Source organism: Bacillus sp. MMSF_3328 (assembly GCF_030733525.1).
GTDB lineage: Bacteria > Bacillota > Bacilli > Bacillales > Cytobacillaceae > Bacillus_AB > Bacillus_AB infantis.
Genome location: NZ_JASHIV010000020.1, coordinates 25,966 through 38,830, shown reverse-complemented (window position 1 = coordinate 38,830; position 12,865 = coordinate 25,966). Strand labels below are relative to the sequence as shown.

At 44.1% G+C, this 12,865-nt stretch carries 15 protein-coding genes; 8 read left to right on the top strand and 7 right to left on the bottom strand.

Annotated features, from left to right (window positions below):
* Positions 1 to 2 precede the first annotated feature (2 nt).
* Positions 3 to 1,412: a dihydrolipoyl dehydrogenase gene (gene lpdA / locus RBB45_RS21860; RefSeq protein ID WP_009791093.1), complete on the top strand. Its 1,410-nt coding sequence runs from the start codon at positions 3 to 5 to the stop codon at positions 1,410 to 1,412.
* A gap of 65 nt (positions 1,413 to 1,477) precedes the next feature.
* On the opposite strand, the gene RBB45_RS21855 is transcribed toward lpdA, so the two are convergent.
* Both RBB45_RS21855 and RBB45_RS21850 read right to left on the bottom strand, forming a co-directional pair.
* On the bottom strand, positions 1,478 to 1,858 hold the full coding sequence (locus tag RBB45_RS21855) for a hypothetical protein (RefSeq protein WP_022543673.1): 381 nt from the start codon (positions 1,856 to 1,858) through the stop codon (positions 1,478 to 1,480).
* Positions 1,859 to 2,639: 781 nt separating this feature from the next.
* Positions 2,640 to 4,172 (bottom strand): glycine betaine uptake BCCT transporter, encoded by a 1,533-nt coding sequence (locus RBB45_RS21850; RefSeq protein WP_094768877.1) that lies wholly within the window; start codon positions 4,170 to 4,172, stop codon positions 2,640 to 2,642.
* Between the two features lie 241 nt (positions 4,173 to 4,413).
* Here RBB45_RS21850 and RBB45_RS21845 point away from each other — a divergent pair, with 241 nt between their 5' ends.
* On the top strand, positions 4,414 to 5,283 hold the full coding sequence (locus RBB45_RS21845; protein WP_306010333.1) for a polysaccharide deacetylase family protein: 870 nt from the start codon (positions 4,414 to 4,416) through the stop codon (positions 5,281 to 5,283).
* Positions 5,284 to 5,321: 38 nt separating this feature from the next.
* Here the strand turns inward: RBB45_RS21845 and RBB45_RS21840 are convergent, their stop codons facing one another.
* Both RBB45_RS21840 and RBB45_RS21835 read right to left on the bottom strand, forming a co-directional pair.
* On the bottom strand, positions 5,322 to 5,651 hold the full coding sequence (locus tag RBB45_RS21840; protein WP_009791099.1) for a hypothetical protein: 330 nt from the start codon (positions 5,649 to 5,651) through the stop codon (positions 5,322 to 5,324).
* A gap of 58 nt (positions 5,652 to 5,709) precedes the next feature.
* A complete protein-coding gene (locus RBB45_RS21835) occupies positions 5,710 to 6,144 on the bottom strand; it encodes a DUF1885 family protein (protein ID WP_101550705.1) in 435 nt (144 codons plus the stop codon).
* Between the two features lie 251 nt (positions 6,145 to 6,395).
* Between RBB45_RS21835 and RBB45_RS21830 the strand changes: the two genes are divergently transcribed.
* Positions 6,396 to 6,518: a GapA-binding peptide SR1P gene (locus RBB45_RS21830; RefSeq protein ID WP_083783061.1), complete on the top strand. Its 123-nt coding sequence runs from the start codon at positions 6,396 to 6,398 to the stop codon at positions 6,516 to 6,518.
* Positions 6,519 to 6,820: 302 nt separating this feature from the next.
* Here the strand turns inward: RBB45_RS21830 and RBB45_RS21825 are convergent, their stop codons facing one another.
* The gene (locus RBB45_RS21825; RefSeq protein ID WP_224950165.1) at positions 6,821 to 8,290 is read right to left on the bottom strand and encodes an aminotransferase class I/II-fold pyridoxal phosphate-dependent enzyme; all 1,470 of its coding nucleotides are present in this window, start codon (positions 8,288 to 8,290) and stop codon (positions 6,821 to 6,823) included.
* A gap of 284 nt (positions 8,291 to 8,574) precedes the next feature.
* Here RBB45_RS21825 and RBB45_RS21820 point away from each other — a divergent pair, with 284 nt between their 5' ends.
* Both RBB45_RS21820 and RBB45_RS21815 read left to right on the top strand, forming a co-directional pair.
* On the top strand, positions 8,575 to 9,534 hold the full coding sequence (locus tag RBB45_RS21820; RefSeq protein ID WP_022543677.1) for an NAD(P)H-dependent flavin oxidoreductase: 960 nt from the start codon (positions 8,575 to 8,577) through the stop codon (positions 9,532 to 9,534).
* Between the two features lie 69 nt (positions 9,535 to 9,603).
* The gene (locus RBB45_RS21815; RefSeq protein ID WP_009791105.1) at positions 9,604 to 9,876 is read left to right on the top strand and encodes a UPF0223 family protein; all 273 of its coding nucleotides are present in this window, start codon (positions 9,604 to 9,606) and stop codon (positions 9,874 to 9,876) included.
* 61 nt (positions 9,877 to 9,937) lie between these two features.
* Here RBB45_RS21815 and RBB45_RS21810 read toward each other — a convergent pair whose 3' ends face one another.
* Complete coding sequence (locus RBB45_RS21810; RefSeq protein ID WP_009791106.1) at positions 9,938 to 10,558, bottom strand: YktB family protein; 621 nt, start codon at positions 10,556 to 10,558, stop codon at positions 9,938 to 9,940.
* Positions 10,559 to 10,750: 192 nt separating this feature from the next.
* Between RBB45_RS21810 and RBB45_RS21805 the strand changes: the two genes are divergently transcribed.
* From RBB45_RS21805 to RBB45_RS21795, 3 genes are all read left to right on the top strand, one after another.
* The gene (locus RBB45_RS21805) at positions 10,751 to 10,945 is read left to right on the top strand and encodes a hypothetical protein (protein WP_009791107.1); all 195 of its coding nucleotides are present in this window, start codon (positions 10,751 to 10,753) and stop codon (positions 10,943 to 10,945) included.
* 295 nt (positions 10,946 to 11,240) lie between these two features.
* Positions 11,241 to 12,041, top strand: coding sequence for an inositol monophosphatase family protein (locus RBB45_RS21800; RefSeq protein ID WP_306010332.1), 801 nt, complete (start codon positions 11,241 to 11,243; stop codon positions 12,039 to 12,041).
* Entirely contained in the window at positions 12,028 to 12,498 is a 471-nt protein-coding gene (locus tag RBB45_RS21795; protein WP_129611821.1) for a GNAT family N-acetyltransferase, read from the top strand. The genes RBB45_RS21800 and RBB45_RS21795 overlap by 14 nt, the downstream gene beginning before the upstream one ends.
* A gap of 64 nt (positions 12,499 to 12,562) precedes the next feature.
* Here RBB45_RS21795 and RBB45_RS21790 read toward each other — a convergent pair whose 3' ends face one another.
* Positions 12,563 to 12,748 (bottom strand): YlaF family protein, encoded by a 186-nt coding sequence (locus RBB45_RS21790; RefSeq protein ID WP_009791110.1) that lies wholly within the window; start codon positions 12,746 to 12,748, stop codon positions 12,563 to 12,565.
* Positions 12,749 to 12,865: the final 117 nt, after the last annotated feature.

Sequence of the window (12,865 nt, the reverse complement as noted above, 5' to 3'; positions counted from 1 at the left end):
AAATGGTAGTTGGAGATTTCCCTATTGAAACAGATACTATAGTAATCGGTGCAGGTCCTGGAGGCTATGTTGCCGCTATCCGCGCAGCACAGCTTGGACAAAAAGTAACAATCGTTGAAAGAGGAACTCTTGGAGGCGTCTGCCTGAATGTCGGCTGTATCCCTTCAAAGGCTTTGATTTCAGCTGGACACCGCTATGAACATGCTAAGCATTCAGAAGAAATGGGCATTTCAGCGGAAAATGTGAAAGTAGATTTCACAAAGGTACAGGAATGGAAAGCCGGAGTTGTCAAGAAGCTTACTGGCGGTGTTGAAGGCCTTCTTAAAGGAAACAAGGTAGAGATCGCACGCGGAGAAGCTTTCTTCGTTGATGCAAATACTCTGAAAGTAATGGATGAGAAGTCTTCCCAGACTTACACTTTCAAGAATGCAATCGTTGCGACAGGTTCACGTCCAATCGAACTGCCTGCATTCAAATATTCAAAGCGCGTGCTTGATTCAACAGGCGCACTGGCTCTTGAAGAAGTTCCTGAGAAGATCGTTGTCATCGGCGGCGGCTACATCGGAACCGAGCTTGGCGGAGCTTACGCTAACTTCGGTACTGAAGTGACCATCCTTGAAGGAACTGATGAGATCCTGAACGGATTTGAAAAGCAAATGTCTTCATTGGTTAAAAAGAACCTGAAGAAAAAAGGCGCTAACATCATCACTAATGCACTTGCAAAAGGTGTTGAAGAAACTGACAGCGGTGTAACAGTCAAGTATGAAGTAAAAGGCGAAGAAAAATCTGTTGAAGCTGATTATGTCTTCGTTATGGTGGGACGCCGTCCAAATACTGACGAGCTTGGCCTTGAGCAGGCGGGCGTTGAAATGTCAGACCGCGGCATCATCAAGATCGACAAGCAGTGCCGTACAAGCGTAAGCAACATCTACGCTATAGGTGACATTGTTGAAGGACCTCCGTTGGCTCACAAAGCTTCTTATGAAGGTAAAATCGCAGCTGAAGCAATCGCTGGCCACAATTCTGAGATCGACTATCTTGGAATCCCTGCAGTTGTATTCTCTGATCCTGAACTGGCTTCAGTGGGTTACACTGAGCAGCAGGCTAAAGAAGAAGGAATTGCAGTCAATGCTGCCAAATTCCCATTTGCAGCAAATGGCCGTGCCCTTGCTTTAAACAGCACTGACGGTTTCGTGAAGCTGATCACACGCAAAGAAGATGACCTTGTCATCGGTGCGCAAATTGCTGGTGCAAATGCATCTGACATGATTGCTGAACTTGGCCTTGCCATTGAAGCAGGCATGACTGCTGAAGACTTGGCTATGACTATCCATGCTCACCCAACACTTGGCGAGATCACTATGGAAGCAGCTGAAGTTGCACTTGGAAGCCCAATTCACATCATTAAATAATTTGTGACTGCATGCAGGACTTATAAAGAGAAAGACCTTTCCTCACAAAAGAGGGAAGGTCTTTTTTATGTGCCGGTCCTAAGTGCTTTAGACAGCGGTTCAATGATTTTGTCTTTTGATGCATCGCCATTCACTTTTGCTGTAATCCTGTTCTGGTGCAAAACTAAAATGGCCGGGCATCCTTTAAGTTCGAATGTACTATAATACTTTTTCGCCTTGGCAGCCGTTATGACTTTCATTTTCTTCATTTCATCCGGAAATTCCTTTTTCAATTCTATGATTGCATCATAATATGGTGCTTCATTTTGATAGTCAGATTCATCTGTAAAGAAAATCACCTGCTTTTGCGAGCTATCAAGCATTAAATCATCAGCAGCTTTCGTCTTGCTGCAGGAAACGGTCAATATCATAAAAGAAGCTAACAGCAAAAAACGGAAACTCTTCATTTATGCTCACCTTTTCTTCTCTTAATGTGTTAAAAGCTGTAAATAATTTCGTCATAATAGCCCATATTTTAACATAATAAATAGTAATATCTCCGCTTGTCACCCAATTGTTACAAAATTGAAAAATACCCGGCCGGAGTGGTACATATAATACATATAAGCCTGGATTACAAGCAAACATATGAAGGGAATATATATTGCAATTGGCGGTGTTTATATGAAGACTTATTCGGTGATCATGATCCAGCTGATTATATGGAGCGGCTATACTTTTTTGGAGTGGCTTTCTAAGCATGACCATCCAGTTTATAATGTTCTCATGTTTTTTGTATTTTTCTATCTTGCTGTTATTTTGGGTAATTTCATCATAAAATCACCGAAGAGAACTTTTATGGTCACTATGCTGTCTTTGGGGCTGTATGGTTGCTTTCAGGCGGCTCTGGCATTTATTCATTATTGAGAGTACCTGGTGGTAGTTGAACGGAATTTATAAGGCAGCCTGCAGACTTTCCTTTCTAGGGTAAAATGGGAGGACCACTTGAAGATATAAGGTGATGGCAGCATGGGCAGCTAGGACCACTATTCTTGGGAAAAGAAAAAATAGCGGTCCCAGCCAGTTGAGCTAGAACCACTATTCTTAGGAAATAGAAAAAATAGCGGTCCCAGCAGATAACCTGTAGCCGCACTTTTGAAAAAATCACAAACGCAGCAGGATAACAATGCTATATAAAAATACACCAACCAAAAAAGCTTCGGGATAAATCATCCCGAAGCTTTTCTATTATGCAGATTTTTGCTGTTTTTCTTTTGTATCGCTCACATTTTCTTCTTTTAAGGCTTTCATCAGTGAAACTACAATCAGGAGCATAATAACTGTAAATGGCAGGGCGGCAATAATAGACGCACGCTGCAATGCTTCAAGGCCGCCTGTCCACAGAAGTATGGCTGCAGAAGCAGATTGGATAATGCCCCATACAAATTTAACTTTATTTGGCGGGTTCAGGCTTCCGTTCGTCGTTTGCATGCCAAGCACGAAGGTTGCCGAGTCCGCTGAAGTGATGAAGAAGGTGCTGATAAGGAAGATGGCAAGCAAGGACAGCACCATTGATAACGGGAAGTGCTCAAAGACAGCAAATAAAGCGATCTCCATGCCATTCTCGGTCATCGTATCCATGATTGGCGTATTTTCAAAGAATTCGAGGAAAATACCGGTTCCTCCAAATACTGAAAACCAAAGCGCACCGAATAATGTTGGTACAGCAAGGACACCGATGACAAACTCCCTGATGGTCCTGCCTTTTGAAATCCGTGCAATGAAGGTTCCCACAAATGGAGCCCATGCAATCCACCAGGCCCAATAGAAAATGGTCCAATCCTGGAACCATGTCAGTTCCTGATCAAACGGGCTGAGCCTGAAGCTCATGGATGGCAGGTTCTGCAAGTAAGAACCGATAGTAGTGGTGAATAGATCCATAATAAAATTGGTAGGCCCTACAAACAGCATGAATAGCAGCAGAAGAATGGCCAGGATGATATTAAGATTGCTCAAGTATTTAATGCCTTTATTAAGCCCTGTCTGGGCCGAAAGCATAAATAATACCGTGACAGCGGCTATAATGATCATCTGTGTCCCGATGCCGTTGCTGACGCCGCTGAACACATGTGACAGGCCGCCGCTTATTTGAATGGCACCCAGTCCCAGTGAAGTGGCTACACCGAAGACAGTTGCAAATACTGCGATGAAATTGATTAGTACACCAAGCATTCCGTCAACTTTATCCCCTAAGATGGGACGGAGAATGGAGCTGATGACCCCTGGAGCCCCTTTCCTGAACTGAAAGTAAGCCAAAGCAAGGGCTATCACTGCATAGATGGCCCAAGGGTGGAGTCCCCAGTGGAAAAAGGAATATCTCATGGCTGTTCTGGCAGAATCCGGCGTTTCTCCGTCGCCGAATGGCGGATCGAAATAATGATACATAGGCTCTGCAGCTCCCCAGAATACAAGGCCTATCCCCATTCCTGCACTGAACAGCATCGCAAACCAGGTTAAATAACCGAATTCGGGCTGCTCATTATCTTTCCCTAAACGAATGTTTCCATACTTTGTGAAAATAAGTACAATAGCAAAAATTAAAAAGATCGAGGCTGACAGCATATAAAACCAGCCAAATTTCTCAAGGATGAATCCTTGAACATTTTGTGTAACAACGTCTAAATTTGCATTGGGCAATATCCTTTTTGGAATAAGCCCCCAGATAATAAATAATACAGTTACGATAACTGATACCCAAAAAACTGGTGTCAGTTTCTTCATCCAATCCCTCCAAATCAAATCATACATATGTGCAGGCTCAGCCATTGCTGATGAATGGGCTGCAGTTTTATGTTTAGAAAATAGTATGGTGTGGAAACAGTGGTTTAGGGAAAACAGCAGATAGAAATACTTTACGGATAAAAAGGGGGAGTTATTTCGATTGTCTCTACCAGTTACAAACCATTTTCTATACTAACATTTTATAAGTATAATAAAAAGCATAACGCTTATTGGAGGGGTAATGATGAATAAAAAAACTGCCGCCTTGGTGCTGTCTGCCATGCTGCTTTCTGCGTGCGGTGCAGGCGGAGAAGCAGGCAAAGATAAGGGAGAAGAACCAAAAGATACTGTGGAAACGGCCAAAGAGCAGGGAAGCAGCAATGCAGAAGAAACTGCTGAAAATGAAGAGGCAAGTGATTCAGCTGCAGAGGAGACAGGATCTCAGGAAGAACAGCCGGCTGAAACGGAGGATAAAGAGCCTTTATACCGCATTAATGAAAATAATTGGACTATTGAGCCGCTGGCAGATGCGAACAAAAAAGTGGTCCTCCTTACCATTGATGATGCGCCTGATAAACATGCCGTAGAGATGGCTAAAACATTGCATCAGCTGGGTGTCAGCGCCATATTTTTCGTTAACGGGCATTTTCTGGATACCCCGGAGGAAGAAGAAAAATTGAAAGAGATACATAATCTGGGTTTTCCAATCGGGAACCATACATACAGCCACAGTAATCTAAAGGAAATTACCCCGGCACAGCAAAAGGAAGAGGTATTGAAATTAAATAAACGTGTAGAAGAAATCATCGGGGAAAAGCCTCGATTTTTCAGGGCTCCTTTTGGGATCAATACCGATGCAAGCAGGGAGGCTGCTGCAGCGGAAGGAATGGAGCTCATGAACTGGACATATGGATACGATTGGGAAAAGGACTATCAAAACAAAGAGGCCTTGACGGACATTATGGTCAATTCCCCATATCTGACCGACGGAGCCAATCTGCTTATGCATGACAGAGATTGGACGAATGCAGCGCTGGAGGGGATTGTAAAGGGCCTTCAGGCAAAAGGGTATGAAATTGTGGATCCTGACAGGATCCAAACAGCTTTATAAACCAGAAAAAGAGCGGCATCGAGTGCCGCTCTTTCTTCTTACCTTCTAACATTCCCTTTAAATAATCTAGCTATTATAGTTGTGACTGCGAAAAAGAAAAGAAAATAGCTCAGCTCTGTCAACACGAGGGGCGTAAGCTTGTAATTCGTTTCTTTTTCCAGGGGAGATTCAAATTGTATAACCACCGGATATGCATCCTCCTGCTCTGGCAGATAGCTGGTCTGCTCGGCAAAAGGGAAAGGGCCCCCGAATAGAAGATTCTGTGTTAATGAATCCGGCTTGTCTTCCAGCCTTGCGTCAAAGATGAAAGGGGACACCAGTGTAAAAGCCAGACTGACTATTATGATGATTAGGACTCTTTTCTTCAAGCTGACAACTCCTTAATACCTGAAACTTATTTCAACGAATCTATATTATCATACCTTATTATTTTCGCCCGTTAAAGTACATAATTCTTCCGTTGAACAGCTGCAGTTCAGCCTGGAGTTTCTTAGCTAAAAATTTACAGAATTCATTCGCTTTGCTTTTGTCGCCCATTGCTGCATTTTCCGGCAGGGTAAGCTGTATATAGGATTGGATCCGCTCTGTGCTGTCAGCATCTTGTATCATTTCTGTTCCTACTCCTATCAGTATCGTATTATAACGGTCATCCAAAGATTGCAGCCAAAGCCGTTTTCCGTCTCCTTGTGTATATTCCTTTATTTCATAAGGAAAGGCTGCTTTGCTGTAACCCCAATCAACCTGATCGCCGGTTTTTGCGGTTATAGCTTTATAATATTCCAGTAAATCTTTTACCTCCTGAATTGTAATCGTTTCCTGGCTTGATGTTTTGACCAGTTTTATGTAAGCGCTGCTCGACATGAAGAAACCTCCTTTAAAAACAGAATATTTAGATTTAATTTTACCATTCTTGCGGGATGCTGTAACCTTATAGAAGTTTTTAAAAGGGAATGATCCTTCCTCCCTGGAAAAAAAGAATGAAAAATAAGCGATAACCCGCAAAATGTGTCATACAATTTAGGCTTGATATTTTAATAATGTTATAATATTATAGATTTAGAGTAAAATAAAACGCTTTCAAAACCAAATTCAGCGAAAAGGGGATTGAACAGATGGGCACAATAGTATGTCAGGATTGCAATTCAACAATCGATCACTTTGAAGATGAAAAGGTAACGGTTCTGTATGCGAAATGCAATTGCAGAAAAGGCGGACAAAAAGAGAAAAGCAATTAGAATCAGCATTAAAAATGATTTTATAGAAGAAAGCATGCAAAAATTGCATGCTTTCTTTTTTACTGTTTAGGAATTTATAATTAGTAATCCTTGTGGATTATTATCAATTCTTGATCCACGTCCAGCAGCTGCGCCGAGGTCACAAGCCAAACCTCCCAAAAAGGCAAAGAACGCCTTTCGGGGAGGTTCGTCTTGAGGCCCCCCAGGATGGGGGGCCTCAAGACGTTGCAGCAGGAAGTGGCGTTTTTAGTCTGCGTTCCTTAAGGGGTGGATCAAGGCGCTTGCGCTTTTGTTCCATATTCTTACCTGATCGCTTTATGCTCTTTAATCACACGCAGGAATTTGAAATCGTAGTCCTCAGGTCCCTGGACAGGCAGTCCTGCCTCCATATTTGTTTTAATATAGACAAGATTATCCTTCGTGATGATTTCCCCTGGAATGAAGATTGGAATTCCTGGAGGGTAGACCATGATGAATTCTGCAATGATGCGCCCTTCAGATTCGTCAAAAGGGACAAGCTCAGTTTCTGCATAAAAAGCATCCCGTGGCGTTAACGAAAGCACCGGTATATTAGGCAGCATCACTTTTGCATCCTTGCGTTCAGTTTCTTGAAGGCCGCCCGCAGATAATTCCCTGAGTGCAGCAAGCAGGGCATCTGCCTCTTGTTTGGTATCTCCTGGAGTAATGATGCAGAGGATATTATATAAATCTGATAGCTCGACCTCGATATTAAACTTCTCGCGGAGCCATTTTTCTACATCATATCCTGTTACATTTAACTCTTTCACAGAGATAATCAATTTGGTCGGATCATAATCATAAGCCGCCTTGGTTTCAAGAATCTCGTCACCGACACAGTAGAGGCGGTCAACCTCATTGATTTCTTTCCTCATATACTGTGCCAGGTCTATTGTCCGCTCAATCAGCTCTTTCCCCTCTGTAGCAAGTCTTCTTCTTGCAACATCAAGAGACGCAAGCAGCAGATAGGAGGTAGAGGTCGTTGTCAGCATGCTTAGGATCGACTGAACGCGCTTAGGGGAAACAAGATTTCCTTTAACATTCAGGATTGAACTTTGCGTCATTGATCCGCCCAGTTTATGGACACTGGTAGCGGCCATATCGGCGCCAGCCTGCATCGCAGACATCGGCAGGTCTTCATGGAAATGAATATGAACACCATGTGCTTCATCCACAAGGACAGGCACCTCATAGGAATGAGCGATCTCAACAATCTCCTTCAGGTTTGCTGATATTCCAAAATAGGTAGGATTGATAACCAGCACACCTTTAGCGTCGGGATGCTGGCTAAGTGCCTTCTCCACTGAATCTGTAGTGATTCCATGTGAAATTCCCAGCTTTTCATCAACCTCCGGGTGAATGAAAATAGGGGTCGCACCTGAGAAGACAATGGCTGACATCACCGATTTATGAACATTTCTTGGTACGATAATTTTGTCCCCAGGCCCGCAGACTGCCATGACCATCGTCATGATCGCTCCGCTGGTTCCCTGAACTGAAAAGAATGTATGATCTGCACCAAATGCTTCTGCAGCCAGGTCCTGCGCCTGTTTGATGATTCCTTTCGGCTGATGGAGATCATCAAGGGGGCCGATGTTAATCAAATCGATTGACAGGGCATTATCTCCGATAAATTCTCGGAACTCCGGATCAATTCCCGCCCCTTTTTTATGTCCGGGTATATGAAATTGAATAGGGTTCTTTTTTGCATGTTCCAGTAAACCGCTGAATAACGGTGTTTCAGATTGTAGCAACTATTCCCACACCTCTTTAATCATTGTCGTTAATATACTTATAAAACAAATGAATTATAGCATTAAAGCATATGGATGCAAAGCGATTCTAGCCGGCATTGGCAGGCAAATTTGCAGAGCGGCTGAATATATCCCTTTTCTGTAGCATTCGATGAAATACTCTTGACTATTCGCCCCTGCGCCCATACAGTGGATTTCCGGTTTCCCGCCTGTTAAAAAAGGAATTTTCAGCTGCTGTCCCGAAGTATTTGAAGGAGAATTGAGAAGGAAAAGGGGAGACAAAGATGAAATGGCAGACTAGAGTAACGGAATTATTGGATATACAGTACCCGATCATTCAAGGAGGCCTCGCGCATCTTGCGTACTCTGAGCTTGCAGGAGCGGTTTCCAATGCAGGCGGACTGGGACAAATAACAGCCATGTCGCTGCCTTCGCCGGAGGAGCTCAAAACGGAAATCAGAAAGGTCAAAACGATAACGGAAAAGCCTTTTGGCGTTAATTTTGCCATCGGGCAGCATGGCAGGCCATTCGAGGGGTTCCTGGAAGCAGCGCTTCAGGAGGGTGTCCCGGTCATTTCTATGACGGGCGGGAATCCGGCCCCGATTTTTGAGATGCTGAAGGGAACTGATGTCAGGAAGCTTGTGCTTGTGGCGGCAAGAAGGCAGGCTGTTAAAGCAGAAGAACTCGGCGCGGATGCTGTGATGGTTGTCGGCCAGGAGGGGGGAGGGCATCTTGGAAGGACAGATACCGGGACAATGGTGCTTGTTCCCCAGGTTTCAGATGCTGTGTCGATTCCAGTGATCGCCTCTGGCGGGATCGGCGACGGCAGGGGCTTGATGGCTGCCTTGAGCCTTGGTGCGGAAGGAATTGAAATGGGCACAAGATTTGTGGCTACAGAAGAGTGTGTGCATGCTTCAAAGCTGTATAAAGAAAGACTGGTCGGGGGATCGGAAAATGACACCATTGTCATTAAACGTTCGCTCGGGGCTCCTGCGAGGGTCATTGCCAACTCATGGGCGGACAGAATATTGGAAATTGAAAAGAATAATGGCAGTTATGAAGAACTGAAGGATTATATAAGCGGGCAGGCAAACAAGCGCTATATCCATGACGGCTCTGAAACTGAAGGATTTGCCTGGGCAGGGCAGGTAATGGGCATGATTAAGGATATTCCTTCAGCTGGCGATCTGGTCAGCAGGATTATAAAAGAAGCAGAAGATATCCGGCGCTCATGGGCAGACTAGGACAAGAATTGCAAAATTTTCTTGGACTGGTTAAAATCAGCTAAGATGCTTGAAGAGGAGTGAACATCTTTGGAATATCAATATCCAATCGACCCGGATTGGTCGACAGAAGAAATTGTAGACGTGATAAAGTTCTTTGAGAGCGTTGAAGCCGCTTATGAAAAAGGGGTCGACAGGGAAATCCTTATGGATTCGTACCGCCGTTTTAAAGAAATTGTACCAGGCAAGGCCCAGGAAAAGACAGTCTGCAGCGAATTTGAAGAAACGAGCGGGTATTCGCCATACCGTTCCGTAAAAGCAGCCAAAGAGGCAAAAGCCGGGGACAAAGTAAAAATGAAGTAAACAAAAGAACCTGCATCGATCTGATGCAGGTTCTTTTGGCAGTTTGGGCGTCTGGACCCGTTTATGCCATTTTGTATAGGGGTAATAGATTTTTAAATACAGAATCAGCTTTCTGCAGGAATTCCTCAGCGCTGAGCTTGATGGCTTCTTCACGCGGTATGTTGACACCGCAGAGGATTTCCGCCTTTTTAACGTTTTCGAGGCGGTCGAACATGGCCTCAAGTTCTGACTTATCAAGGGAACTGTGAGAAACGGCGCCAGGCTTTGTGTGATCTCCTGACCATACATAGCTGCCGGGGATGCTGCTGTAGATTTCGCTTAAGTTTTTCTTTAATGCAGCCCCGAATTCCTTTTTATTGGGTGCTTCGTAAATGGTGGCAAACCAAATGAACACATGGCTTTCCCATAATCCGATCTGAAAATGGGGGAGCATTTTATATCCTCTTGGATTAGCCGCAAAGGCAACCCAGGTATCATTTGGCGGATTGATTGTCCTTCTGGCATGCTTGGCAACATGGGGATGCATTTCATCTCCTGTAAGAGCTGATAAGCCCGGCGCAAAATAGCTGCCCAGCTCCTCAAGCTTTGGACGGATATTTTCTTTCAAGCTATCCATTCTTTCTTCTAGTCCATCTATTTTAAAAACATCAAAGTCTGCATTGGAAAAGCCGCTGAATGGCATATGTATAACCTCCTGCTGATTTTGGCAACATTGTAGCACAGCGCAGGAAAAAGGGGAAATGAACAGCTTCTGACCTCTTATTTACAGGCAATGGGTATCAGCACAATTTTGTTGCAACTGCTTTGAGGACTTCATATTATAATAAAAAAAGATATCTGAAAATTCAACTAAAACCGGAAGGGGTGCAAGATCATGAAACAATTAATGAATTCTGTAAAGAAAAAAGCCGGTGAAAAGGAAAGAACCGCCGTACTGAGGCTTGAAATGGATTATGAATTGGCGACACTTTTCGAAGCAATGGGCGACAATAATGAGAATGTCAAAAAAAGAACAAAACAAAAGCTCGAAAAGATACGTGAAGAGCTGGTTAGGCTGAAAGCGCTGTGAGAGAAAGGCTCTAGCATTTATTTAAATATATATAAAGGTTCATTAAAAAGGAGAAAAAATGTCAGAATGGTCAGTTGAAAACTTCTATAGAAAATAAAAACGGGCTCCCGGTAACATGGCTGGAGTCCGTTTATTATTTTTTCTGAAGGGAAAAAAGAAGGATATTGCTTAATAGAGTGAGGCGGGGGGACGCTATGCTTGAGAAGTTCCTGCATTTCCGATAATCTTATCATTAATATATGGCCGGGCGCAGGGCGCTGGCAGCTGGAGCCCGGCCTTTACGGAGGAAAGAGAAATGACGAACTGGGATCATATTGATGAAAAAGCAAAAGAATGGGTAAAAGAAGCCGGAAGAAGGATTAAGGATTCTTTCAAAAAAACGCTGACTATTGAAACGAAATCCAACCGGAATGATCTTGTGACTGACATCGACCAGGCGACCGAGCAGTTTTTTATCAGCAAAATCAATGAAACATATCCTGAACACCGCATTTTTGGCGAAGAAGGATTTGGGGACAAAATAGAGGATCTGGATGGAGTTGTCTGGATTATCGACCCAATTGATGGAACAATGAATTTTGTTCATCAGCAAAGGAATTTCGCCATATCGATCGGGATATATGAAGATGGGGTTGGAAAGATCGGCCTTATTTACGATGTGGCCCATGATGAGCTTTATCATGCTTTCCAGGGTAAAGGCGCCTATCTGGACGATATGCAAATACCGAGCCTGAAAGAAGCAAGTGTCCAGGATGCTATCATAGGGCTGAATGCTACCTGGGTCACTGAAAACAAAAGGATCGACCCAAGTCTGCTGGCCCCGCTTGTCAGGGATGTTAGAGGCACCCGTTCATACGGATCTGCTGCTATTGAAATGGCTTATGTTGCAACAGGCCGCATCGATGCATATATATCACTGAGACTGGCCCCGTGGGACTTTGCTGGAGGGAATATCCTTATAACCGAATTGGGAGGCAAAGCGACTACCCTGAAAGGGGAAGATCTGAACCTGTTAGAGCAAAGCTCAGTTTTCATCTGCAAGCCTGGCCTGCATGAAAAGATCCTCAGGGACTATTTGCAAAATGGCAGCTGGTAAGATCACCTCAAGGAGCCTTTCAGCAGGAGACTATGCTTTTTTTCAATATTTGGCTGACCATTCAGGAGAATGGCTTGTGCATGAGACACAGGGGAGGGGCATTGAGGAATACATAGAGGTGTATTCAGAACTTGATGGAGAATGGAGAGTGTGGGAGAAGGATGGTGAAAGGGCGGGTGTTACCTTCCATGTAAGAAGGGCACCTTCTAACCGGAAGCCTTGGCTCGGGACTATCCTTGTTCATCCAAACAGAAGAGGGACAGGCCTTGGCTGCGGGATCCTCTTGACACTAGGGGAAGAATTGGCTGCAGAAAATAAGGCGGTATTTGCCGCTGTTCCAGCAAGTGAATCCGGCTGGCTGGAGTTTCTTTCGAAAAGCGGCTTTGAGCAGTATAAATCCGAAAAAGATGAAGGAGGCAAAGAGCACCTCCTTTTGCTGAAGCCTCTTCAGCCATGAACAGCAACAGACTATAAAAAGAAGCCGGACCCCCAATGGGCCGGCTTCTTCGCTGGTTCTATAGTTATAATAATCCGTTTTCGCGCATTTTCTTCTTGGTTTTAAATCCGAAGCCCATTACAAGCACAAGGGCTGCAATACAGGCAATTACCCCGAATATACTTTTCTCGGCAATCGATATGCCGACACCCATGATGCAGGCTGCTGCTGCCACGGCAAAGAATAATAAAGGCCACTTAATGTTTTTCAAAAAAATCCCCCTCCCTAAAGTTTAACCGGGACCAGGCACCTGAAGATTCACTTAAAATCATAAGCAAGTCCAGAATTGAAGCATGGAAAATGTATATCAAGCCCAGTCTTTAGGTAT